This is a genomic window from Photobacterium satsumensis, assembly GCF_050336935.1.
Taxonomy (GTDB): Bacteria; Pseudomonadota; Gammaproteobacteria; order Enterobacterales; family Vibrionaceae; genus Photobacterium; species Photobacterium satsumensis.
Genome location: NZ_JAKJSK010000012.1, coordinates 138,611 through 163,169, shown reverse-complemented (window position 1 = coordinate 163,169; position 24,559 = coordinate 138,611). Strand labels below are relative to the sequence as shown.

The window sequence follows — 24,559 nt, the reverse complement described above, 5'->3', positions numbered from 1 at the left end:
TTACTGGTTCAGTAGTTCAACCATCTTGGCAACCATTACCGACGAACTTTGTGCTGCCACTGGCAAGAACTCTTCAAAGCTCATTGGCGATTCTTTGTCAGCGACATCAGAAATGGCACGGACAACCACGAACGGCACGTTGAACTGGTGACAAGCCTGGGCAATGGCTGCCGCTTCCATCTCAACGGCAATCACTGATGGGAAGTTTTCACGGATAAATGCTTGTTTTTCTGCCGAGCACACGAAGGCGTCGCCAGTACAGATCAGGCCGCGAACCGCGTGGGTATCACCCATAGTCGCCAGTGCTTTTTCAGCTGTGTCCATCAGTTTGGTATCAGAAGCAAACGCCGCTGGTTGCTGGGCCATCTGACCGATTTCGTAGCCGAATGCCGTTACGTCGGCATCGTGGTAGCGTACTTCTGTCGAGATCACGACATCACCTACGTTCAAGCTGCTATCGAAACCACCGGCAGAGCCTGTGTTCAGTACTACATCTGGCTGGAAGATCTCAAGCAGTACAGCGCTACCCACAGCAGCCGCTACTTTACCGATGCCAGATTGAAGCAGAACCACATCATGGCCATTGAGGGTACCGGTGTAGAAAGTACAACCTGCTTTGTGGTGAGTTTCGCAGTTAGCCAGTTGATCTTTAAGGATGGCAACTTCTTGCTCCATCGCGCCGATAATGCCGATTTTCATCAATACAGTCTCTTGTTTGGTAACAAGCCCCCTGACGGGGGCATTGGGAATGACCGGATTGTACCATGGCAAACCTGAATAATGCCAAGTTGCCAGCTGGTTAGTTTCACATCTAATCGCTACACATCTAGGTAGTCAAGGATACCGTCTGCGGCGCGGCGTCCTTCGTCAATGGCGGTCACCACCAGATCCGAGCCGCGGACGGCATCCCCGCCGGCAAAGATTTTTGGGTTGGTGGTCTGGAAGGCAAAATCGCCACTCTCCGGTGCTAGGACCCGGCCCCACTGATCGAGATCGACCCCAAACTCAGCCAGCCAAGGCATGGCATGGGGCTGGAAGCCGAAGGCCATGATCACCGCATCAGCGGACAGGGTATGTTCACTACCCGGTACGGGCTCTGGGCGGCGGCGGCCTGCGTCATCGGGTTCACCGAGTGCTGTCTTGATCATATTGACGCCGCAGATTTGACCGTGGCTATCCACTTCCAGGCCGGTAGGTTGCAGGTTGAACTGGAACTTCACTCCTTCCTCGCGGGCGTTTTTCACCTCGCGTTTTGAACCCGGCATATTGGCCTCATCGCGGCGGTAGGCACAGGTAACGCTGCTGGCGCCTTGGCGTACCGAGGTCCGGACACAGTCCATCGCAGTGTCTCCCCCCCCGAGTACCACCACGTTTTTCCCTGCCATATCAATAAATGGCTGTCCGCCCTCGAGCCCCATTACCCGGTAGGTATTGGACACCAAGAACGGCAAGGCATCGAAGACACCTGGAGCCTCTTCGTTGTCCAAGCCTGCCCGCATGTTCTGGTAGGTACCGACGCCGAGGAACACAGCATCATATTCGGCAATCAGTTCGGCCAATTCAATATCCTTGCCGACGTCGGTGTTGAGGCGGAACTCGACACCCATGCCGGAGAATATCTTGCGGCGGTTGATCATGACCTCTTTTTCCAGTTTGAATGAGGGGATGCCAAAGGTTAGCAGCCCGCCAATTTCCGGGTAGCGATCGAACACCACGGGTTTGACTCCGTTGCGCACCAAGATATCAGCACAGGACAGACCGGCAGGGCCTGCCCCGATGATTGCCACCTTTTTGCCGGTCCACTCAACATGGGACATGTCCGGTTTCCAGCCCATCTCAAATGCCTTGTCGGTGATATATTTTTCGACATTACCGATGGTGACGGCGCCGAAGTCATCGTTGAGCGTACACGCGCCTTCACACAGTCGATCCTGTGGACAGACCCGACCACAGACTTCGGGTAGGGTGTTGGTCTGGTGAGATAGCTCAACGGCTTCGATGATCCTGCCTTCGTTGGCGAGCTTCAGCCATTGGGGAATGTAGTTGTGGACCGGGCACTTCCACTCGCAGTACGGGTTGCCGCAATCAAGGCAGCGGTCAGCCTGGGCGCTGGCCTGCTGGCGGGTAAACGGTTCGTAGATTTCGACAAACTCAATTCTCCGTACTTTCAGTGGTTTCTTGGGCGGGTCGATACGCGCGACATCAATAAACTGGTATATGTTCTGGCTCATCGGGCTCCCTCCCTATTGTGCTTGCACGCGCAGCTCGGCGGCTGAGCGACTCTGGTGGCCGAGCAAGGTATTGACATCGGCAGTCTTGGGTTTGGCTAGATAGAAGCGCGGGATCCATTGGTCGAACTCGGCCAATATTTCCTGTGCCCGATCTGAGCCGGTTAATTCAAGGTGTTGGTCTATCATGCCGCGAAGATGCTCTTGATGGATCTTCAGTTTGGCCAGTGGCAGGGCTTCGACCAGTTCAGGGTTGACCCGGCCGGAGAAATCACCATCCTCGTCGAGGATGTAAGCAAATCCCCCTGTCATCCCGGCACCGAAATTGACGCCGGTCTTGCCAAGTATTGCCACTATGCCCCCTGTCATGTATTCACAGGCATTGTCACCTGCTCCCTCGATGACTGCGATGGTGCCGGAGTTACGCACCGCAAAACGCTCACCGGCTTTGCCTGCAGCAAAGAGCTTGCCGCCTGTCGCGCCATACAGGCAGGTATTGCCGATGATGGTCGAGTGATTGGATTTGAAGGCTGAGCCAATAGGCGGACGAATCACGATTTGGCCGCCGGTCATCCCTTTACCGACATAGTCGTTGGCATCACCGGTCAGGAAGAGGTTCAGCCCGCCGGCGTTCCATACCCCGAATGACTGGCCGGCGGTACCGGTCAGGTGGAGGTTGACCGGTGTTGAAGCCATGCCCTGATTCCCCCAGCGCTTGGCAATTTCACCGGATAGCCTTGCGCCTACCGAGCGGTCGGTATTGCGGATGTCCTCGAAGATATCGGTGCCGCTGCGGGCTTCGATTGCCGGTAGGGCCTGTTCGAACAGGGCGATATTAAGCGGTGCATTGTCGAACGGGGTGTTGCTTTCGCTGCAGTATAGGGTCTTGCCTGCCAGTGGCTCTGAGGTTGCCAGTACCGGAGCGAGATCCAACTTACTCTGCTTGGCGGTATAACCTTCGATGACTTCCAGTAACTCAGTGCGGCCAATGAGGTCGGTTAGCTTTTCGACGCCCAGCTCGGCAAGGAGCTCACGCACTTCCTGACCCAGGCCGATGAAGTAGTTCATGACCTGCTCGGGGAGTCCCTTGAAGAAATCGCGGCGTAGGGTTTCGTCCTGTGTCGCCACACCAGTGGCACAGTTGTTGAGATGGCAGATCCGCAGGTATTTACATCCCAATGCCACCATCGGGGCCGTGCCGAAGCCAAAGCTCTCAGCACCGAGGATCGCCGCCTTGACCACATCCAATCCGGTTTTCAGGCCGCCATCCACCTGCAGGCGGATCTTGTGGCGTAGGCCATTGGCAACCAAGGCCTGCTGGGTTTCGGCAAGACCCAATTCCCACGGGCTCCCGGCATATTTGACCGAGGTTAGCGGGCTGGCACCGGTACCGCCATCGTAACCGGAAATGGTAATAAGATCGGCATAGGCCTTGGCAACCCCGGTGGCAATGGTGCCGACACCGGGTTCAGAAACAAGCTTGACTGAAACCATAGCGGTCGGATTGACCTGCTTGAGATCGAAGATCAGCTGGGCCAAATCTTCAATCGAGTAAATATCATGATGGGGCGGTGGCGAAATCAGGGTAACACCAGGCACCGCATAACGTAATTTGGCGATTTCCGTGGTGACCTTATGGCCCGGAAGCTGCCCGCCTTCACCGGGCTTGGCCCCCTGTGCCACTTTGATCTGAATGACATCAGCATTCACCAGATAGTGCGGGGTGACGCCAAAACGGCCTGAAGCCACCTGTTTGATGCGGGAGTTTCTCTCGCTGTTGAAACGGCGCGGATCTTCACCGCCTTCGCCGGAGTTGGAGCTGCCTCCCAAACGGTTCATCGCAATAGCCAGTGCTTCGTGGGCCTCTGGACTCAGGGCGCCGATAGACATGGCGGCAGAGTCAAACCGCTGGTAGAGCGCCGATGCCTCTTCGACTTTGTTGATGGCAATCGGGGCTTGGTCCGGCTTGAGCCTGAGCAAGTCGCGAATAGCCGCGACAGGGCGTTCGTTCACTTGCTGGGCAAAGGCTCGGTAATCGGTGTAGTCACCGGATTTGACGGCTTTTTGCAAGGTGCCGATGACATCCGGGTTGTAGGCATGGAACTCGCCGCCGTGGACATATTTCAGCAACCCACCATGCTCGATAGGCTTGCGTTTGAGCCATGCCCGGCGGGAAAGATTGAACAAATCTTGTTGGAAGTCGGCAAACCCTGCGCCCTGGATCCGGCTTGATACGCCGCGGAAACAGAGAGCAACAATGTCATCATCAAGACCGACCGCTTCGAACAGCATGGCGCAGCGGTAGGAGGCAATGGTCGAGATCCCCATCTTGGACATGATTTTGTACAAGCCCTTGTTGATGCCATTGCGGAAGTTGAGCATGACCTCGCGATATGGCTTGGTAATGGCATTACTATCAACTAATTGGCCGAGGGTTTCATAGGCAAGGTATGGGTACACTGCGGTGGCCCCGAAGCCGAGCAACACGGCAAACTGGTGCGGATCGCGCGCAGTGGCGGTTTCGACAACAATGTTGGCATCGCAGCGCAGCTGCTGGGTGACTAGCCGGTTCTGGACGGCTCCCACCGCCATTGCTGCCGGAATGGGGAGCTTGCCGGCATTGATGCCGCGATCCGACAAAACGATGAGTACCGTGCCGCTGCGGATCAAGCGCTCGGCTTGATCACAGATATCAATGATAGCCTGCTTGAGATCTTTTTCATCGGGATTGAAGTTGATGTCGATAATACTGTTGCGGTAGTGCTGGTTGTCGAGCTCCAGCAGCTGTACCAAGTCGGAATAGAGCAGGACCGGTGAGCTAAAGGCAACCCGGTAGGCATGGCTGTCGGTTTCGCAGAACACATTGATTTCACGGCCGATACAGGTGGCCAGTGACATCACATGCTTTTCCCGCAACGGGTCAATCGGTGGATTGGTGACCTGGGCAAACATCTGGCGGAAGTAGTCGGTGACAGCCCGCTCGCGTGACGACAGCACGGCCATCGGCGCATCATCGCCCATGGAGCCGGTGGCCTCCTGCCCGTTCTCGCCGATCACCCGCAGGACCTGATCGATCTCTTCGCGGCTCATGGCAAACTGTTTTTGGCAGGTGCCGAGCTCGCTATCATCGAACGAGCGGCTACCGACCTGCTCGTCACCGAGTTCTTCGAAGGGCACCAAGCGTTTGACATGGCTATCCATCCACTCTTTATAGGGGTGGCGTCCCATCAGGTCGTTATCGATGTCGGCAGAGTGCCAGATTTTACCGAACTTGGTATCGATCACCAGCAATTCGCCCGGCCCCACTCGGCCTTTTTCGGCCACTTCGTCGGGTGCGTAGTCCCAGATCCCGACCTCGGAGGCAAGGGTGATCAGCTTGTCCTTGGTGATGATGTATCTCGCCGGGCGCAGGCCGTTACGGTCGAGATTACAGGCGGCATAACGGCCGTCGGACATCACGATACCTGCCGGGCCATCCCACGGCTCCATGTGCATGGAGTTGAAATCATAGAAAGCCCGCAGCTCGGGATCCATATCCGGGTGGTTCTGCCAGGCCGGTGGGACCAGCATCCGCATCGCGCGAAACAGATCCATCCCGCCGGACAGGAAGAGCTCGAGCATGTTATCGAGACTCGAGGAATCCGATCCGGTTTCGTTGACAAAGGGGGCTGCCGTTTGCAGATCCGGCAACAGTGGCGAGGCAAATTTATAGGCACGCGCCCGGGCCCACTGGCGGTTACCGGCAATGGTATTGATTTCACCATTATGGGCCAGATAGCGGAACGGCTGTGCCAATAGCCAGCGGGGTTGGGTATTGGTAGAAAACCGCTGGTGGAACAAACAGATTGACGATTCTAGCCGGATATCTCCCAGGTCTTGGTAGAAGCGGGGCAGATCGGCGGGCATGCATAGCCCCTTGTAGACAGTGACCTGCGTTGACAGGCTACAGATGTAAAAGTCGGGATCGGCGGTGATGCGTTTTTCGATCCGGCGCCGGGCAACATACAGCCGGCGGTCGATATCTCTTGGCTTCCAGCCAGCAGGGGCATTGATAAACACCTGCTCGATATTGGGGAGAGTTTCGGTCGCGATAGGGCCCAGCACCTGTGGGTTGATGGGAACCTGCCGCCAGCCAACCAATGACAAGGTTTCCTTGGCGAGCTCTTCGCTGATAATGGTCCGGGCCTGCTCGGCAAGTACCGGATCCTGGCTGAGGAACAGCATGCCGAGGGCAAATTCACGCGATAGTTTCCACCCCTTGTCTTCGGCCACAATACGGTAAAAGCTCTCGGGCTTTTTCATCAGCAGCCCACAGCCATCACCGGTTTTGCCATCGGCGGCGATCCCGCCGCGGTGGGTCATACGGTCAAGGGCGGAAATGGCGGTGCGGACAAGCTTGTGGCTGGTTTCTCCTTCAATGTGGGCAATTAACCCGAAACCACAGTTATCTTTATCCAGCATGGGGTTATACAGTGTCATTACAACTCTCCCTAGCATCTGCCTGAATAAGCAGAAATACTGCATTTTTTGACGGTCTTCCTGACCATCGGATGACAACCCTTGCGCGCACCATTGGTGGTTTGTTTTGATTATCTAGGGGCCGCAAAGGTACCTTTTGCTTCCTGCGACCTTTCAAGTTAACGGCTATTTACAGAAAGGTCAAACTATAAACAATAAATTAACATTCTGGTCGGGCACCGATATTGCAAGGTATTTGGGGAGGGTGATAGTGAATAATTATGGGAAGTATATCTTCAAGGGAATAAAAAACCGGCCGCTTGGGCCGGTTTGGATTACGTTTTCTGATAAGAGCTTGCTTTAGTCCTAAGAGGCATTCGACAGCATTAGGGAATCAGCTTTAGCTTCCAGGTTGCTGTTACCCATTAGGTAGGCATCAATCTCTCGGGCAGACTCACGGCCTTCGTTGATACAGCGGACAACCAGTGATTGGCCGGTACGCATATCACCGGCAGCAAATACGCCTTTTTGGTTGGTGGCAAACCCTTGTGTCGCTACATTGCCACGTTCATCGAGTTTGATATCCAGCTGGGCCAGCACGCCGGTTGGTTCCGGATGCAGGAAGCCCATTGCCAAAAACGCCAGATCACAAGGGATGATACGCTCTGAACCTACGACCTCAGTAAATCCTGGGCGCTCACCCGGTTTAGCTTCTTCCCACTGGATATCGGCAATACGCAGTGCTTTTACGTTGCCAGCATCGTCGCCGATAAATTCCTTGGTCAGGATGTTCCAGTGACGCTCACACCCTTCCTCATGGGAGGTCGAGGTTTTCATGATCATTGGGTAAGAAGGCCATGGCTGGTTGGCCGGACGCTTTTCAGGTGGGATCGGCATGATCTCGACCTGGGTAATGCTGGCCGCCCCGTGACGGTTAGAGGTACCGACACAGTCAGATCCCGTATCACCCCCACCGATCACCACCACATGCTTGCCGTTGGCATGGATTTCTTCCGTTTTCAGATCCATATCGTTGGCGCGGCGGTTGTTCTGGGCCAGAAACTCCATCGCAAAATGGACACCGTTGAGCTCACGGCCCGGGATTGGCAGGTTGCGCGGCACCGTCGAACCACCGGTTAGCAATATGACATCAAATTCCTGGCGCAGTTGCTGGGCGTTGACGTTGACCCCAATATGGGCGTTGACTTCAAACTTGATCCCGGCATCGGCCATCAGGTTGATCTTGCGATCAATAATGTCCATGCCCAGCTTGAAGTCAGGGATCCCGAAGCGCAGTAGGCCGCCCACTTTCTCGTCACGCTCGAACACAGTGACGCAGTGGCCGGCGCTGTTAAGCTGCTCGGCCGCGGCTAGGCCGGCAGGGCCAGAGCCAATAATTGCAACGGTTTTTCCGGTACGCGAACGTGGTGTCTTGGGTTTGGCGTACCCTTCGCGGTACGCCGTTTCGACAATGGTCTTCTCGATATTACAAATCGTGATTGGGTCTTGGTTGATACCCAGTACACAGCCACTTTCACAAGGGGCCGGGCACACACGACCGGTAAACTCCGGGAAGTTGTTGGTCGAACTCAAGATATTCCATGCTTCTTCCCAGCTGTCACGGTAAACCGCATCATTGAATTCCGGGATGATGTTACCGATCGGGCAGGAGTTGTGGCAAAACGGAACGCCACAATCCATACAGCGAGAGGCCTGCGTATTGATCTTGTCGCCGAACTCCTCGTTGAGAACAAATTCCTTGTTGTCCTCAATACGGACGCTCGGATCCAGCTTCTTTGGCAGCTCGCGGCCAAACTCTAAAAATCCTGTAGGCTTACCCATTGACGGCCTCCAACTCTTCCTTGATTTGTGCTTCTTCCTTGCGCTTTTGCAGGACTGCCTTGTAGTCCCTCGGCATGACCTTCACCATATTCTCGAGGTTGGCCTCGAAGTTCGACAGGAAGGTTTCTGCCACAGTACTACTGGTTAGTTCAACGTGTTTGGTGAGCATGTCGAACAATAGCGTTTTGTCTTCTTGCTCAAGCGGGTCGAGATCAACCAGCTCTGGGTTGAGCTTGGTGTCGAAATCTTCGAACTGATCCCAGACATACGCCACACCACCGCTCATACCGGCGGCGAAGTTGCGGCCGGTTTGGCCGAGGATAACGGCAACACCACCGGTCATGTATTCACAGCCGTGGTCACCGACGCCTTCAACCACAACTCGAGCACCTGAGTTACGTACACAGAAACGCTCGCCGGCCATACCGCGGATGTAAGACTCGCCCGAGGTCGCGCCATAGAAACAGACGTTACCCACTACGATGTTATCTTCCGGGATGATGTCAGACTTGGCATCTGGGTAAAGTACCAGCGTACCGCCTGACAAGCCCTTGCCCCAGTAATCGTTGGCATCACCTTCGACTTCGAACTTGACGTTCTTGGCCAGGAAAGCACCGAAGCTCTGGCCAGCAGAACCGGTGAACTTGACGTTCATTGGTTGTGGCAGGCCTTTATCTTTGTAAATCTTGGAGATTTCGTTCGACAGCATGGTACCGGCACTGCGGTCGGTATTGATGATGCCAAACTTGGCATCCACTTGCTTGCCTTCGTACAGGGCAGGTGCTGCCGCTTCAATCAACTTGCGATCGAGTACCGCTTCCAGGTTGTGGTTCTGCTCGCGTTGGTTGTACACGCCATCTTCGTCACGTGCCTGTTCGATGAACAGTACCGGGCTAAGATCCAGGTTCTGGTACTTCCAGTGGCCGATGTTTTCGCGAATTTTCAGCTTGTTTGACTGACCAACCATCTCTTCGATGGTGCGGAAGCCAAGCTCTGCCATGATTTCACGCAGGCCTTCAGCCATGTACTGGAAGAAGGTGACGACATCTTCGACACGGCCGTCGAAACGCTCGCGCAGGGTCTTGTTCTGGGTCGCGATACCCACCGGGCAGGTATTCTTGTGACACTTACGCATCATGATACAACCTTCAACCACCAGGGCAGCGGTTGCCACACCCCATTCCTCGGCACCCAGCAGGGTGGCTACGGCAAGGTCACGGGGGGTCTTCATCTGGCCATCGGTTTGGACCACGATACGGTTACGCAGACCGTTCTTCAGCAAGGTTTGGTGGGTCTCGGCCAAGCCAAGTTCCCACGGTAGACCGGTATGGCGAATAGATGACATTGGTGACGCACCGGTACCGCCATCGAAGCCGGCAATCAGCACGACATCTGCTTTCGCTTTGGCAACACCCGAGGCAATCGTACCGACACCGGCTTCCGATACCAGCTTGACGTTGACACGGCCGGCACGGTTGGCGTTTTTCAGATCGTAGATCAGCTGCGCCAAATCTTCGATAGAGTAGATATCGTGGTGCGGCGGCGGTGAAATTAAGCCGACGCCCGGTGTTGAGTGGCGGGTTGCCCCGATCCAGTCATCCACCTTGTCACCCGGTAGCTGACCGCCTTCACCCGGCTTGGCGCCCTGTGCCATCTTGATCTGAATCTCGTCAGAGTTGGTCAGGTAGTAAGACGTGACACCGAAGCGGCCTGATGCGACCTGCTTGATGGCCGAACGCTCCCAGTCACCGTTGTCTTTCTTCTCGAAGCGGGCAGGATCTTCACCGCCTTCGCCCGAGTTCGACTTGGCGCCGATACGGTTCATCGCCACAGCCAGTGTCGAGTGTGCTTCGTAAGAGATAGAGCCGAAGCTCATGGCACCGGTCGCAAAGCGCTTAAGGATGCTTTCGATTGGCTCGACGTCTGCCAGCGGGATGGAGCCTGCTGGGTTTTTAATGAATTCAAGCTGGCTACGCAACGTGGCGGCATCGTCGCCCTGGGCGTCGACGGCACTGGCGTATTCTTTGAACTGGGCAAAATCTTTGTTACGGGTCGATTGCTGCAGCAAAGAGATGGTTTCTGGGTTGAACAGGTGTTTTTCGCCACGCTGTTTCCACTGGTAGACACCGCCGACATCCAGCATCTGGATTGGCACTTCACGAGTAGGGTAGCCCAGACGGTGACGAACCAGCACTTCCTTGGCGATATCGTCGATGGTCAGGCCCTGGATACGGGAAACCGTGCCGGTGAAGTACTTGTCTACGACTGATTTGCTGATACCCAGCGCTTCGAAGATTTGCGCACCGTGGTAGGACTGCAGGGTTGAGATCCCCATCTTGGAGAAGATCTTCAGCAGGCCACCGTTTACCCCTTTACGGTAGTTGTTGAACAGCTCTTCGGTGGGAACTTCCGGATCCAGCTTACGCTTGCGCTGCAGATCAACAATGGTTTCTGTCACTAGGTACGGGTTCACGGCGTTGGCGCCATAGCCGACCAGTGTCGCAAAGTGGTGGGTTTCGCGGGCATCACCGGTTTCAACCACGATGTCACACTTGGCACGCAGGCCCTTGCGGATCAGGTGGTGGTGAACAGCACCAACAGCCAGCATGGCAGGGATTGCGGCGTGGTTTGAGTTGACGGCACGGTCGGTCAGGATGATGACCGAGTAACCGTCAATCACCGCATCTTCCGAGTACTGGCAGATACGCTTCAGCGCGCGTTCCAGTTTACCGTCCTCACCGCTGGCACGGAATACGATATCCAGCGTCTTGGCCTGTAGGTACTCGTTATCGATAGCACGGAGCTTTTCAAGTTCAGCATTGCTCAGTACCGGCGATTCAATCTCAACCTTCTGGCAGTGCTCTGGTGTCTCGGTTAGCAGGTTATGATCTTTACCCAAGTATGTGTTGAGTGACATAACCATGCGTTCACGGATCGGATCGATCGGTGGGTTGGTGACCTGGGCAAACAACTGCTTGAAGTAGTTTGACAGGTGCTGTGACTGGTGCGACAGCACGGCCAGCGGCCAGTCGGCACCCATGGCGCTGAGTGGCTCGTAGCCCGTTTTTGCCAGCGGCACGATGATTTCGTTGACTTCCTCCGAGCTCATACCAAAGGCTTGCTGGTGGTGCAGAAGGCGCTCAGGCGTTGGCTGGTGGTGCATGTTGTCAGCTTCAGGCAGGCTCTTCAGCGTCAGCAGGTTGTCTTTGACCCACTGCTCATAAGGCTGGGCAGAAGCGATAGTGTCTTTAACTTCTTCGTCAGAGATGATGCGACCTTGCTCTAGGTCGGCAACGAAGATTCGCCCCGGCTGCAGGCGGCCGCGGAACTGAACGTTCTCAGGCTCGATTTCAACCACACCCGATTCAGAAGCCATCACTAAGAAGTCATCTTTGGTCACGGTATAGCGTGACGGGCGAAGACCATTACGGTCAAGGGTTGCACCAACCTGAACACCATCGGTGAAACAAACAGACGCTGGGCCATCCCAAGGTTCCATGACATTGGCATGATACTGGTAGAAGGCACGACGCTTCGGATCCATATTTTTGTTTTCTTGCCATGCTTCTGGGATCAGCATCATTAACGCATGTGGCAGGCTACGGCCTGACAGGACCAAGAGTTCCAGTGCCATATCAAAGTTGGATGAATCCGAACTGCCTTCCTGGCAGATAGGCAGCAGCATGTCGATTTCTTGCTGGCTGAATAGCTCAGACTCAAGGATCGCTTCACGGGCCTTCATCCAGTTCAGGTTACCGCGTACGGTGTTGATTTCACCGTTATGGGCGATGTAACGGAAAGGCTGGGCCAGACGCCATCTCGGGAAGGTATTGGTCGAAAAGCGAGAGTGGACCAGCGCCAGTGCTGTCACCATCGATGGGTTCTGTAGATCAAGGAAGTACTGTGGTACCTGCTCGGTCGTTAGCTGACCCTTGTAAACCAGTGTCTTGTATGACAGTGAATTGATGTAGAAGTCATCTCCGATGTTGGAGATACTCTCTAGGCAGACGCGAACCGTGTAGTTTCGCAATACGTAAAGTTTGCGTTCAAGTACCGCGGGCTCCATGCTGGCACCGCCGGTAATAAAGACATGCTCAAACTGGGGTTCGGTACTTAGCGGATCCTCGCCAATCATTGAATTGTCAACGGGCAGCACACGGTAACCAACCACTTCTAGGTCAAGTCGTTTGGCGTTGCGCTCTAGGATGTCGCGACATTGCTGGCGTTTGTACTCGTCTTTGGGAAATAGCACCACTCCCACACCGTACTGCTCGAATGATGGCAGACGGATCCCTTGCTTGACGGTTTCTTCCAGCAGGAATTCATGGGGTTTTTGTAGCAATATACCGGCACCGTCACCACTGCTCGGGTCACAGCCTTGACCGCCACGGTGTTCCATCCGAGCTAGCATATCAAGGGCTTGGGTGACAATTTCGTGGGATTTACGGTTCTTTAGGTGGGCCACAAAGCCGATACCACAGGCATCGTGCTCCATTTCAGGCACATAAAGTCCCTGAGCATTCAGCTCTTGATCTGTCATAGATACTTCCTTCCAGTTTCAACAGGCACCAATCCAGATACCTGAGTTATCCCTAATTTTGGTTATACACCCTGCAGGCCTTGGTGGACTCCTGTCCGGCCGTTGAGGATGGGTTTGCTGTGGGATGATGTAGTCAATCAATAGCAAACTTCATTCTGTAGCACTCATGCTCTGGTATGCAAAAGCGCTGCAGTTTTGATGGGGAGCAACATAAACCACTAAATATTTGCAGAGTTTAGTTACTTTTATTGTTCATAAATTGCACACAGCTGTAACTATCCTACAATTTTGATTGATTAATTACCAACAAAAATTATCCATTGCCAGTAACATCTCAGCATCACTATGAATTAATTGCTTAATTGGATGAGTATCTATTCGAAAATAGCTCTCTATATGCATAGTGAAACTTTTAACCTTTATTTTTGTATGGTTACTCGGTTGGGGGTTAGACCAAAGTATTACAGGATGATGTTGTTGCTAATTTTCATTCTTTTTCTCCGTCCATACGTGGTGAAAAAAACGCCTTTATTGTTCTCGCACAACTTTTGACAAAACCAATGGTGCTAATCTGTGCCGCTTTTTTCGACCCCTTGAATGACTAGGTGACAAGATGCAGCTGCATGAGCTCGTGAACACATTAGGCCAAGACCTACAGCGTCGCTACGGAGAGAAGGTGCATAAATTGACCTTACACGGTGGCTTCAGCTGCCCGAATCGTGACGGTACTATTGGCCGTGGTGGCTGCACCTTTTGCAATGTAGCCTCCTTTGCCGATGAGCAGGCGCAGCACAAACCGATTGCCGAGCAGCTATCTCAGCGCGCCGGTGAGGTCGACCGTGCGAAGCGTTATCTCGCCTATTTCCAGGCTTATACCAGCACCTATGCGGAGGTGCAGACATTAAAAGCAATGTATGAAGAAGCCTTGAAAGCGGCCGATATTGTCGGTTTGTGCGTCGGAACCCGACCTGACTGTGTGCCAGATGAGGTACTCGAGCTACTGGCGGGTTACCGTGAACAAGGCTATGAAATTTGGCTAGAATTGGGCTTGCAGACCGCCAACGACAAAACCCTCAAGCGGATCAACCGCGGCCATGACTTTGCGTGCTACGAGGCAATAACCAAGCGGGCGCGGGCATTGGGGCTGAAAGTCTGTGCCCATCTAATTGTCGGCCTGCCGGGAGATACCCGCGAGGACAACCTAGATACAGTCCGTAAGGTGGTTGATGCCGGTGTGGATGGTATCAAGTTGCACCCACTGCATATTGTCGAGGGGAGTATTATGGGACTGTCATGGAAAGCCGGTCGGCTGGCCGAACTGAGCCTTGATGATTACACCGAGATCTCGGCAGAAATGATCCGCCTGACCCCGCCTGAGGTGGTTTACCACCGGGTCTCGGCCAGTGCTCGCAAACCAACCCTGCTGGCGCCAGAGTGGTGTGAAAACCGTTGGTTGGCAATGACCGAGATTGGCCGCAACCTGGATCAGCACGGTGGTCAGGGGACGGCGCTGGGGCGGCCGTTTGAATATACCCCTCCGGCCTCTCGCGTAGCGGGATAAGCCCTAAACGAGCCTGCGGCCAACAAGGGCTGGGTATTAGCGGTTGAAGCGGTAAGTGTGTTAGATTACGAGTAAAATGACGTCAATTACTAAAATCAATGCATACTTCCTGTCAGGAACGCTCTGTTAGTCCTTCGCTGCCTATATTGTTAATCCTACTGACCCGCTGCGGGGGATGCCGGCTGCGGGGACTGATCGGTTGCCTGACGCTTTGGGGGGCGGCGATCTTTGCGCCTGCTTCCTATGCCTCATCTATTCCCCACTGGCTCAAGGCCGATAACCCAGCCTTGCTGTTTTCGCTCTTGATCCTCGTACTGGCTATCGGTGGTGGCCTGCTGGCCTTGCTGTTACATCACCTTGAAGCCAGTTCTTTTCGCCGCCTGCATGGCCAGTTGACCCTCATGCCTATCGCCGTTGCTGTGGTCCGTAAGAAAGACGGCCATCTAGTCTATGGCAACAAACCCTGTCGCCAGTTGCTCGGGGTCCGTAAGCTTAACGAACGTTACCTTTATCCAGATGGCCTCAGCGATCAGATGCTGTGTGACTTCCTCCGCCCCTTCGCTGGCCTGAAAAACTTCAAGGAAGTGAATGAGGCCTTACTTCAGAGCAATGGTAAGTTGATCCCTTTGTTGATTTCTGGCTTGTCGATACGCTGTCAATGGCAGTCATGTTGGCTGCTGTTTATCGACTCGCCCCGCACCAGCCATGGCGAACAAGTGAAGCTGGAAAACGAGCAGCGGATTTTTCAGCAAGTGCTTAACTCGTTGTCAGAACTGGTGTACTTCAAAGATAAATCGGGTGAACTCATTGGTACCAATAAGGCGTTTGACCGTTTTTGGCGCGGGCGTGTAGAAGAAGGGATTGCCGAAGAGTTGGGGATCGGCTCGCTCGGAAACAGCGCCACCCATACCTGGACCACCGCGCCGGATGGCTCGAGCCGGTTGCTGGAAACTAACTGCAATTTATTGCTTGGTGATTCAGGGGAAGCCATCGGTACCCTCAGTATTAGCCACGATGTGACTGACTGGCATGAAATGCAGGAAGTGCTTAAAAGCGAGATTGAAAAACGGGAAGTAACGGAGCAGGAGTTGGCTCAGCGTAATACGCTGCTCGATACCATTCTCAGCGCCAGCCGGGATCCTATCGCGTTATATAATGAACACGGGGTGTATGTCGGCTGTAATGAGCCGTTTGCCCGTTCGCTCGGCTATACCCAGCAATCCTTGCTGGGGAAATCTTCTGCTGATGTACTGGATCCGGATAAGCTGGAATTGTTCCGCCAGACTGATCAGCAGGTCGTTCAGCAGGGGATGAGCGTTAAGCTTGACGACTATGTGATACTGGAGGACGGGACGCCGATTTGGTACGAGGTGCTCAAGTCCCCCTACCGGGATCCGACTGACGGCACCACTGGGGTGCTGATGATGGCGCGGGACGTGACCGAGCGCAAAATGGCCGAGCAGCAATTGGCAGATGCCATTATGGAGCTGCAGGAGCTCAGCTTTGTCGATAGCTTGACCAAGGTCGCCAACCGCCGCAGCTTCGATGAGCAATTGCGTAAGATGTGGTACAGCCATATTCGTGAAAAGAACCCGTTGACACTGATCCTGTGTGACATTGACTACTTCAAGGCCTTTAATGATAACTATGGCCATCAGCAGGGTGACTTTGCCCTTCGCGAGGTGGCCAAGGTACTGCGCAGTGTGGTCAAGCGCGAGACGGATGAGGTCGCCCGCTACGGTGGTGAGGAGTTTGCGTTTCTGTTGCCCAATACCAGCTTAGAGGGTGGAGAGGTGGTCGCGGCTGCCATCCATCGGGCGTTGGCCGAAAAGGGGTTGACCCATCGCTATTCTGATATTGCAGCTACGCTGACGGTAAGCTTGGGTGTGGCGACGCTGACTCCCCAACCGAGCCAGGATTACGGGGAGCTGGTGGAATTGGCTGATGTAGCGTTATATAAAGCCAAAGCCGCTGGGCGGAACTGTACCATGACGATGTCGGAAAAAGAGGCCAGCTAGCCCTATAGCGGCTCTTGGTATCACTGAGCAATCAAAAACTGAGCAATCAAAATGTGAAGGACGGCAGGCGAATGGGAAATGCCTGCTTGGGTTCTCGGTCGCTCGCCCTTATGATGGGAGAGCGGCAGTGATTAGGAAGCAATAATGAAACAAATCAAAGTACTGGCACAATATTACGTTGATCTGCTAGTCAAACTCGGACTGGTAAGGTTTAGTTTGTTACTGGCATTGGCACTGGTTGCCCTTGCCGTTGTGGTGCAGATAGGCGTCACCTTGGTGTTGCAGGGGGAAGTGCTAGATATTGATATTGTCCGCTCTGTCTTCTTCGGTTTGCTGATCACTCCTTGGGCGGTTTATTTTCTCTCGGTGGTGGTGGATCAGCTCGAAGAGTCCCGCCAGCGCCTGTCAAAACTGGTCACCAAGCTCGAAGAGATGCGCTCGCGAGATATGCAGCTCAACAAGCAGCTGCAGGATAATATTAGCCAGCTGAACCAAGAAATTGAAGAGCGGGAAAAAGCCGAAGAGGCCCGGCAGGAAGCGATGCAGGATCTGGAAAATGAGGTCTACCAACGCGAAAATGCCCAGCTTGAGCTGGCCGAACAAAGCGCCTTGCTCAAGTCCTTCCTCGATGCCTCGCCGGATCTGATTTATTACCGCAATGAAAAAGGCCAGTTCTCCGGTTGTAACCGGGCGATGGAAGAGCTGACTAACCGGACCGAGAAGCAACTGGTTGGTCTAACCCCACGAGATGTTTACAGTGAAGAGGTCGCGAGCAAAATCTCCGAGACCGATCAGCAAGTCTTCCAGAACAATGTCTCGCTGACCTATGAGCAGTGGCTGGAGTATCCGGATGGCCGCAAGGCAATCTTTGAACTGCGCAAGGTTCCTTTCTATAGCCGTGATGGACGACGCTTGGGCTTGATGGGCTTTGGCCGCGACATTACCGAGCGCAAGCAATACCAAGATGCCCAAGAAAAAGCGAGTCGAGACAAGACCGCCTTTATTTCGACCATCAGCCATGAATTGCGCACGCCGCTTAACGGCATCGTTGGCCTGAGCCGGATGTTGCTGGAGACCAAGCTCGACCAAGAACAGAGTGACTACATGCGCACTATCCATGTCAGCGCGATCACCTTGGGCAATATTTTCAACGATATCATCGATATGGATAAGTCGGACCGCCGTCGCCTTGAGCTGATGCCCAAACCTCTGGATTTCCATGACTTTGTCGCCGAGATGGAGAATATCTCGGCCTTGATGGCAAGCCAGAAAGGCTTGCGCTTTGATCTAGAAAGGCTGTCTGAATTGCCGGAATGCATTGAAGTTGATGGTACCCGGCTACGCCAGGTGCTGTGGAATCTGATCAGCAATGCGACCAAGTTCACCAAGGACGGCGGCGTGGTGATGTCGGTCAGTAGCGAAGTCGATGACCAGCAAGCGCATATTACCTTCGAGGTTGAAGATAGCGGGATAGGAATCCCGGCGACGGAACTCGATAAAATTTTTGCCATGTACTACCAGGTGAAAGATGAGGACGATAACCTGCACGCGGTCGGTACCGGAATAGGTTTATCGGTTTCGCGTCAGCTGGTACAGATGATGGGCGGCGATATTACGGTCAGCTCGGAAGTCGGTGAGGGCAGTACGTTTACTGTGACGATTACTGTTCCATTGGTCGAGCAGGCTGTGGAAGAGGAAGCCCTGCCAGTCGTCCCGCAGATCAGCCTCAATATTTTTATGGTTGAGGATATCGAGCTCAACATCACAGTGGCCAAGGCGTTGCTGGAAAGCTTGGGTCACGAGGTGACGGTAGCCATGCGCGGTGATGAAGCGCTGTCGATGTTTGATCCTGAAGCTTATGATCTGGTGCTGCTGGATATCCAGCTGCCGGATATGACCGGCTTCGATGTGGCCGCCAAACTCCGCGAGCGGTTCGATTACCTACCGGCATTGGTAGCACTGACCGCCAATGTGATTAAGGACAAGAGTGAGTACTTGGACAAAGGGATGGATGATGCGATCAGCAAGCCGCTGAGCGTCAAGGCTATCACGGAAGTGATCCAGCGTTTGGTACTGACTTGCCCGCTGGATGAGGACGAAGGAGAGGAGCTGGTGGAAAGTGAAACAACCCCGCAGGTAGTCAGCGATGAGATGGTCAATACCTTGCTGGACTTGGAGATGCTGACGTCCTATGTGGAAATTGTCGGTACCAAGCCGGTGTATGACAGCATCGCGATGTTTGAGGACAAGATGCCCGAATACATTGCGATCCTCGACTCCAACATGACGGCCAAGGATCAGGACGGCATTAAGTTTGAAGCGCACAAGATAAAAGGCGCGGCGGGCTCTATCGGCCTCAAGCATATCCAGCAAGTTGCCCAGAAGGCCCAGTCTCCTGAATTGCCAGCCTGGTGGGAGAATATCAATGATTGGGTCGATGAAATCAAAGATGGCTACCACAATGATCTTAAGGTGCTTAAAGACTGGCTAGGCCAGCAGGAGAAAGCATGATAGGAACAGGTGCAAAAAGATTGGTGCTCACGGTGGGGATTATTGTCGTTGCTGGATGCGGCGACATGGCACAAGACAAAGAGGCGGAAAGCCAACAGCCAACGGCGGTCGAGGAGCAAGCCGAACAGGCGCTACCCCAGGTTGAGGATATTCCGGCCACCTTACCGGCAGAAGTGGATATCTGGCAGTCACCGCAAGAGTTGGTGTTGTCGGATGTTACTGTCTATCTGGGCAGCGAACTGTGGCTCAATAGTATGCCGGTGATCGGTGATGATGGCAGCCAACCTGCCAACAAGCTGCACGCTTCTATCCGTTTGCTGACGCGTGACATGAAGCCACTGCCGCAAGGGGTCGAAATATCGCAGGTAATGGTGGCGCAGGACGATCAGCAATGGCTGGGGCAGGAGAATCTTGACGTTCGCTCGGAAGGTGAGATGAGCCTGGAAGTGAGCTTGCGTGGGGGACCGGAATGGTTACCGGGCAGCAAGGCCGATATTGCAGTAACGGTGCTCTACCAAGGTCAAGAGCAGGTGCTTATCCAGCGCAATGTGCTGATCAGTCAGGTGTTCTGAACGGAGGCTGCTGCAAACCACACTCTCGCTTCAGCGAGTACAAAAAAGGCTCCGGAAGGAGCCTTTTTGCTAGTGTTATCTAGGTGTGTGCGTTAGAGCTGGAATTATTCTTCTTCCAGATCGCCGCAAAAACGGTAACCTTCACCGTGGATCGTTGCGATGATTTCCGGTGTATCTGACACTGATTCGAAGTGTTTGCGGATACGGCGGATCGTTACGTCAACAGTACGATCGTGTGGCTTAAGCTCACGGCCGGTCATTTTCTTCAGTAGCTCGGCGCGTGTTTGGATCTTGCCTGGGTTTTCACAGAAGTGAAGCAGGGCACGGAACTCAGAGCGTGGCAGCTTGAACTGATCACCGCTTGGGCTAACCAGAGAGCGGCTGTTGATTTCTAGCGACCAGCCGTTGAACTCGTAACGCTCAACCATGCGCTTGTCTTCAGTTGGCAAGCCTTGGTTCATGGCACGAGTTAGCAGGTTGCGAGCACGGATAGTCAGCTCACGAGGGTTGAACGGCTTGGTGATGTAGTCATCGGCACCGATTTCCAAACCTAGGATCTTGTCTACTTCGTTGTCACGGCCAGTCAGGAACATCAGCGCCATGTCGCCCTGCTCGCGAAGCTCGCGCGCAAGAAGCAGGCCATTTTTACCTGGTAGGTTGATATCCATGATCACCAAGTGAACTGGGTGCTCAGAAAGCATCTGGTGCATTTCTGCGCCATCATTGGCTTCAAAAACAGTGTAACCCTCTGCCTCAAAGATGCTCTTCAGGGTGTTACGTGTTACGTGCTCGTCTTCTACAATTAGAATGTGAGGGGTTTGCATTGGCAGTACCTAATTTCTCAAAACGGAATCTGGTCAAAAACAGAATAGTAAAATTCTATATAAAAAATTCACATACAGGCAAAAACTTGGGAGAAATACGTGCTTTAGTGTATTTGCTCACAAAACCTGTTGGTACGCCATCCATTTATCCAGCTCATCAAGCCATGATGATTTTCGCTGAAAAAGCCCAAACTTAGGGGCATTGGCTACAATTTCCGTGGGATGGCGACGATTGTATTCACTTAACAGCTCGCTAACAATATAAGCGCTTTGTTTCCGGGCTGCTTTCGGACACTTTATTGATTTACATCAAACAGCGTGAAGCGCATTACGACTCTTCACTTTGCTTAACATTCGCTACAAAAAAATGCATCGTCCCTTGGGTGTCGCTCTCTATGTGTGAAAAAATCTCGTTGTGGTGTAGCTACCAATCGATCATCTTTAAGGTTGAGCAACACCCTGTTTACCCTTGCTTTGCAATTCTAACAGCATTTAATCCGAGAAGCATTGTTCTTAGCAATAAACGCAACTTAGTTCGCCATCGCCTGCTGGAACTGTCACTGAGGATGCAATGCGGTGAGATATTGCCCGTAAGCTGCTGTGCACCGGATGGGCAATGGCAGGAATTGGGCTTTGCGGTTCCCATGCCCCAAGAGGAGGCATGCCGGGAAGCGGCTCGCTGGGAGCAGAATGCCATTTACTGGGTGGAAGATAACGAGCTGTTTTTAGTGCCGGTTTTGCTCGAGGGAGTACAGGCACAAAGATTGGGTGATTGGTCTAGCTTTCTCTACACTTAACGTAGCCTCAGGGAGCGGGGGGATGACTCGGCCCCGGATAGGAAAGACCACATAGATAATAAAGGAGCCTACAATGAAAGATTTGACCCCGGATTTGTGCGATAACTTTGAACTGGATGTGCGTTGGTTGCCGCTGAGCTTACAGAACTATGGCGGGCGTAGCGTATTCTACGGTGAGGTGGTGACCTTGCGCTGCTTTGAAGATAACAGCATGGTGCGCGATATCCTTTCCCGTAACGGTAAAGGAAAAGTGTTGTTTATTGATGGCCACGCCTCTTGCAGCAAAGCGCTGCTCGGTGATCAGCTGGCCATGCTGGCCCAGAAAAATGGCTGGGAAGGCATCATTATTAACGGTGCGGCGCGGGATGTCGGGGTCATTTCTACCCTGGATATCGGCGTCAAGGCACTGGCGACCTGTCCGGTCAAAACAGTCAAGCGACAAACCGGAGAGGAAAATGTGACCCTGACCGTTGCCCATACTCTGGTGTATCCCGGTGATATGTTGTATGCCGATCTCAATGGGGTGGTTTTTAGCAAACAACCGCTGGATTTATCAGTGATCACTACCTAGCCCTCGATATGGCTAAATAGCAAAACGCCTGGCAAAGCCAGGCGTTTGTCGATGGTGTGGTTGATCGCTAGAAGCGAAAACCAATACCAAATTGGTAGATTTGCTCAAGCCCTTCGTAGTCGAGGGTGGCATGCAAATTGAGCTTTTCCGTGACTTCATAATTACTTGAGACCTCGACACCCATCACTGTGTCTTGATCCTGCGTTTCGGAAGTTACGGCACTTTGTAAACTCAGCTTAGGCGTGAAGCTATATTTCACTCCTGATAACATCCCACGGCTGGCAGCTTGGCTTTCGTTGCCGCTTTTCAGCCGGGTGCTGAGGTAGAGCTCGGTATTGTCTGAAATAGAATAGGCATAGCCGCTGTCGATTTGCCACAGATCGAACTGCTCTGCTCCCTTGGACTGGGATGACATAAACCACCCAGAAGACGAGTTATCGTCCAGTATATTTAATAGTCTGCTTTCTGCTGCTGTTGTTGGTAACGCCACTACCAGCAGGGCAATTGTGATTAGCCATGTGCGCATTCATCACCTTCCCTGTTTTTTATTGTGATTTTTTGTGTTTATCCTTATCAAAATAATACTAGGCCATGTAGTACATAATTGAAACAAAGCTTTTTCATTGCTGAGACATTTTTTCAGCTTTCCAACTGCCTCTGTGGGCCCGTTAGGCGCTGCTGACTGCTGTACGGGAAGACATCTTCAAATTGTCCTTCTTTGATATTATGTTGCAGCTGCTGCCAGTACTGGGGCTCGAACAAATCACTGTGTAGTTCATTGAACAGCTGTCGTACCTTCGGGTTGATCAGCAAGAAGGTTCTGAATTCTTCGGGAAAGACATCATTGACCCCGACGCTATACCAAGGCTCTGCTGCCATCTCATCTTCCGGGTAACGAGGAGGCGGGATGCGGCGGAAGTTCATCTCCGTCATGTAACTGATTTCATCGTAGTCATAGAACACCACCCGTTTGTGGCGGGTCACACCGAAGTTCTTGAACAGCATATCGCCGGGGAAGATATTGGCGGCGGCAAGTTGCTTGATGGCCTTGCCGTATTCATCGACGGCATGGCGTAGATCATCATCGTTGGCTTGTTCAACATAGAGGTTGAACGGGATCATACGTCGCTCGATGTAGAGGTGCTTGATCAGGATTTGCTTCTCGGTGACCTTGACGATCGAGGGGGCGACTTCAAGTAACTCTTCCAGCAGCTCATCGCTAAAGCGGTCGCGGTCAAAGCTGAAGTTGCGGTATTCCTGGGTATCGGCCATCCGCCCAACCCGATCATGCTCTTTTACCAGCCGGTACTTCTCCCTGACCACGGCATGGCTTATCTCTTTTTGTGGTGCAAATTTGTCTTTAATAATCTTAAACACAAAGCCGTAGGACGGCAGGGTGAACACCGACATGACCATCCCTTTGATCCCCGGCGCCAACACGAACTGGTCGTCGGAGTGTTCGATATGGTGCAGGAATTCGCGGTACAACTCGGTTTTGCCATGCTTTTGGCAACCGATAGCGGTATAGAGCTCGGCCTTGGTTTTGTTGGGCATCAGTTCACTGAGAAAGCGGACCAAAGCGGCCGGTGCGGGTGCGTAAACCATGAAATAGGAGCGGGCAAAGCCAAACAGGATACTGACCGCATCGACATCGACCAGGCAGGCATCGACAACCAGTTTGTTTTCATCCGTGGTGAGAATAGGGAGCACGATAGGTAGGTGATGATGGTCGTCAAAGCGGATCCGGCCAACCAGATAAGCCGCCTTGTTACGGAAAAACGGCTCACGGATCATTTCTATTACTGGAGGCGGGTTGCCAACTGCCGCTAAGTGCTGGCTGATACGCTCGCCGAGCAGTTGGACGTCACGCTGTTTGTCCTCCCATTCCAAGCTGAATGGTGTGTCGTCAAGGATCCGGCCCAGCAAGGTATCAAGGCTCGCTCCGGTGTTGTACAAGCGGCTGAGGTTAGTTGGGTAGGTCGGAACCCGGTCCTCCTGCGAGGTATGGACGAAGAGTTTGTCGCGCTTGATATTACGGTGCTCGAAGATCCGGCAATAGACGGAATTGAAAAAGCTCTCGGCAATATCGTAGCGGGGGTAATCGAGCAGAAGATCTTCGTAGGCATTTTTCACCGCCATAAGGAAGGCATGATTGGCATAGCGCTTGCCTAGCATTATGGTGATTTGACTGGTGACCAGTCCGACATGGTGATCGTAGAACTTGATACGGGTCTTGAGGGCCTGTTGAACCGCTGGCCAGTTCTGGCTTTCGAAGCGCTCCTGTGCCCCGGCAGTGACATCCAAAAATCGACCATACATGGCATCGAAACCTTGCAGTATCGTATGTGCGACAAGTTGTTCCATTGCTGCTGTCATCCGGGCTCCCTAATTCTACTGAAGTTAGCCTACAAGTACCGGCACGTTGTGGCCATCAATAGGCGCACCATTCCATTTTGATTAATTATTCACCATTTCTACTATGCATGGAGTTTACGGTAACTGCAATAATTTGATGCTAATTATGCCGTTACGGCATGGTGGCGGCGCGCTAATTAACTGCATTTTGATAGTTATTTCAACAAACGGTGATAAGAATAAGGTTGACTCCGGTATGTGATTACGGTAAACGTAAATGCA

The 24,559-nt window shown here is 53.2% G+C and carries 15 protein-coding genes; 7 read left to right on the top strand and 8 right to left on the bottom strand.

Going from position 1 to position 24,559, the window contains the following annotated elements; all coding sequences use genetic code 11:
- The 5 genes from mtnN to gltB (L4D79_RS22955) form a co-directional block, all read right to left on the bottom strand.
- Positions 1 to 699, bottom strand: a complete 699-nt coding sequence (gene mtnN / locus L4D79_RS22975; RefSeq protein ID WP_428654793.1) for a 5'-methylthioadenosine/S-adenosylhomocysteine nucleosidase — start codon at positions 697 to 699, stop codon at positions 1 to 3.
- Positions 700 to 818: 119 nt separating this feature from the next.
- Positions 819 to 2,231 (bottom strand): FAD-dependent oxidoreductase, encoded by a 1,413-nt coding sequence (locus tag L4D79_RS22970; protein WP_428654790.1) that lies wholly within the window; start codon positions 2,229 to 2,231, stop codon positions 819 to 821.
- 12 nt (positions 2,232 to 2,243) lie between these two features.
- On the bottom strand, positions 2,244 to 6,707 hold the full coding sequence (gltB, locus tag L4D79_RS22965; protein ID WP_428654788.1) for a glutamate synthase large subunit: 4,464 nt from the start codon (positions 6,705 to 6,707) through the stop codon (positions 2,244 to 2,246).
- Between the two features lie 345 nt (positions 6,708 to 7,052).
- Positions 7,053 to 8,528 (bottom strand): glutamate synthase subunit beta, encoded by a 1,476-nt coding sequence (locus L4D79_RS22960; RefSeq protein WP_428654786.1) that lies wholly within the window; start codon positions 8,526 to 8,528, stop codon positions 7,053 to 7,055.
- Complete coding sequence (gene gltB / locus L4D79_RS22955) at positions 8,521 to 13,068, bottom strand: glutamate synthase large subunit (protein WP_428654784.1); 4,548 nt, start codon at positions 13,066 to 13,068, stop codon at positions 8,521 to 8,523. The genes L4D79_RS22960 and gltB (L4D79_RS22955) overlap by 8 nt, the downstream gene beginning before the upstream one ends.
- Before the next feature lie 613 nt (positions 13,069 to 13,681).
- Here gltB (L4D79_RS22955) and mnmL point away from each other — a divergent pair.
- The 4 genes from mnmL to L4D79_RS22935 all read left to right on the top strand — a co-directional run bounded on the left by mnmL (position 13,682) and on the right by L4D79_RS22935 (position 19,730).
- Positions 13,682 to 14,629 (top strand): tRNA modification radical SAM protein MnmL/YtqA, encoded by a 948-nt coding sequence (mnmL, locus tag L4D79_RS22950; protein WP_428654782.1) that lies wholly within the window; start codon positions 13,682 to 13,684, stop codon positions 14,627 to 14,629.
- Positions 14,630 to 14,727: 98 nt separating this feature from the next.
- Positions 14,728 to 16,647 carry a GGDEF domain-containing protein gene (locus tag L4D79_RS22945; RefSeq protein WP_428654780.1) on the top strand — a complete coding sequence of 640 codons (1,920 nt, stop codon included), beginning with the start codon at positions 14,728 to 14,730 and terminating at the stop codon, positions 16,645 to 16,647.
- A gap of 144 nt (positions 16,648 to 16,791) precedes the next feature.
- Positions 16,792 to 19,158 carry an aerobic respiration two-component sensor histidine kinase ArcB gene (arcB, locus tag L4D79_RS22940; protein ID WP_428654778.1) on the top strand — a complete coding sequence of 789 codons (2,367 nt, stop codon included), beginning with the start codon at positions 16,792 to 16,794 and terminating at the stop codon, positions 19,156 to 19,158.
- The gene (locus tag L4D79_RS22935) at positions 19,155 to 19,730 is read left to right on the top strand and encodes a hypothetical protein (RefSeq protein ID WP_428654776.1); all 576 of its coding nucleotides are present in this window, start codon (positions 19,155 to 19,157) and stop codon (positions 19,728 to 19,730) included. Before arcB ends, L4D79_RS22935 begins: the two co-directional genes overlap by 4 nt.
- A 104-nt stretch (positions 19,731 to 19,834) precedes the next feature.
- On the opposite strand, the gene arcA is transcribed toward L4D79_RS22935, so the two are convergent.
- Positions 19,835 to 20,554 (bottom strand): two-component system response regulator ArcA, encoded by a 720-nt coding sequence (gene arcA / locus L4D79_RS22930; RefSeq protein WP_428654774.1) that lies wholly within the window; start codon positions 20,552 to 20,554, stop codon positions 19,835 to 19,837.
- Between arcA and L4D79_RS22925 the strand changes: the two genes are divergently transcribed.
- From L4D79_RS22925 to L4D79_RS22915, 3 genes are all read left to right on the top strand, one after another.
- Positions 20,554 to 20,751, top strand: coding sequence for a hypothetical protein (locus L4D79_RS22925; RefSeq protein WP_428654772.1), 198 nt, complete (start codon positions 20,554 to 20,556; stop codon positions 20,749 to 20,751). The genes arcA and L4D79_RS22925 overlap by 1 nt on opposite strands.
- A gap of 198 nt (positions 20,752 to 20,949) precedes the next feature.
- The gene (locus L4D79_RS22920; protein ID WP_428654770.1) at positions 20,950 to 21,351 is read left to right on the top strand and encodes a DUF3293 domain-containing protein; all 402 of its coding nucleotides are present in this window, start codon (positions 20,950 to 20,952) and stop codon (positions 21,349 to 21,351) included.
- A 73-nt stretch (positions 21,352 to 21,424) separates the two neighbouring features.
- On the top strand, positions 21,425 to 21,922 hold the full coding sequence (locus L4D79_RS22915) for a putative 4-hydroxy-4-methyl-2-oxoglutarate aldolase (protein WP_428654768.1): 498 nt from the start codon (positions 21,425 to 21,427) through the stop codon (positions 21,920 to 21,922).
- A 67-nt stretch (positions 21,923 to 21,989) separates the two neighbouring features.
- Here the strand turns inward: L4D79_RS22915 and L4D79_RS22910 are convergent, their stop codons facing one another.
- The gene (locus L4D79_RS22910) at positions 21,990 to 22,448 is read right to left on the bottom strand and encodes a hypothetical protein (protein ID WP_428654766.1); all 459 of its coding nucleotides are present in this window, start codon (positions 22,446 to 22,448) and stop codon (positions 21,990 to 21,992) included.
- Between the two features lie 113 nt (positions 22,449 to 22,561).
- Positions 22,562 to 24,298 carry a bifunctional isocitrate dehydrogenase kinase/phosphatase gene (gene aceK, locus L4D79_RS22905; protein ID WP_428654764.1) on the bottom strand — a complete coding sequence of 579 codons (1,737 nt, stop codon included), beginning with the start codon at positions 24,296 to 24,298 and terminating at the stop codon, positions 22,562 to 22,564.
- Positions 24,299 to 24,559 lie beyond the last annotated feature (261 nt).

Coding starts and splice junctions, on each gene's coding strand:
- L4D79_RS22945 (WP_428654780.1), top strand. CDS start 14,728: ATGCATACTTCCTGTCAGGAACGCTCTGTTAGTCCTTCGCTGCCTATA.
- arcB (WP_428654778.1), top strand. CDS start 16,792: ATGAAACAAATCAAAGTACTGGCACAATATTACGTTGATCTGCTAGTC.
- L4D79_RS22935 (WP_428654776.1), top strand. CDS start 19,155: ATGATAGGAACAGGTGCAAAAAGATTGGTGCTCACGGTGGGGATTATT.
- L4D79_RS22970 (WP_428654790.1), bottom strand. CDS start 2,231: ATGAGCCAGAACATATACCAGTTTATTGATGTCGCGCGTATCGACCCG.
- mtnN (WP_428654793.1), bottom strand. CDS start 699: ATGAAAATCGGCATTATCGGCGCGATGGAGCAAGAAGTTGCCATCCTT.
- gltB (WP_428654788.1), bottom strand. CDS start 6,707: ATGACACTGTATAACCCCATGCTGGATAAAGATAACTGTGGTTTCGGG.
- L4D79_RS22915 (WP_428654768.1), top strand. CDS start 21,425: ATGAAAGATTTGACCCCGGATTTGTGCGATAACTTTGAACTGGATGTG.
- mnmL (WP_428654782.1), top strand. CDS start 13,682: ATGCAGCTGCATGAGCTCGTGAACACATTAGGCCAAGACCTACAGCGT.
- gltB (WP_428654784.1), bottom strand. CDS start 13,068: ATGACAGATCAAGAGCTGAATGCTCAGGGACTTTATGTGCCTGAAATG.
- L4D79_RS22960 (WP_428654786.1), bottom strand. CDS start 8,528: ATGGGTAAGCCTACAGGATTTTTAGAGTTTGGCCGCGAGCTGCCAAAG.
- L4D79_RS22910 (WP_428654766.1), bottom strand. CDS start 22,448: ATGCGCACATGGCTAATCACAATTGCCCTGCTGGTAGTGGCGTTACCA.
- aceK (WP_428654764.1), bottom strand. CDS start 24,298: ATGACAGCAGCAATGGAACAACTTGTCGCACATACGATACTGCAAGGT.
- L4D79_RS22920 (WP_428654770.1), top strand. CDS start 20,950: ATGTGTGAAAAAATCTCGTTGTGGTGTAGCTACCAATCGATCATCTTT.
- arcA (WP_428654774.1), bottom strand. CDS start 20,554: ATGCAAACCCCTCACATTCTAATTGTAGAAGACGAGCACGTAACACGT.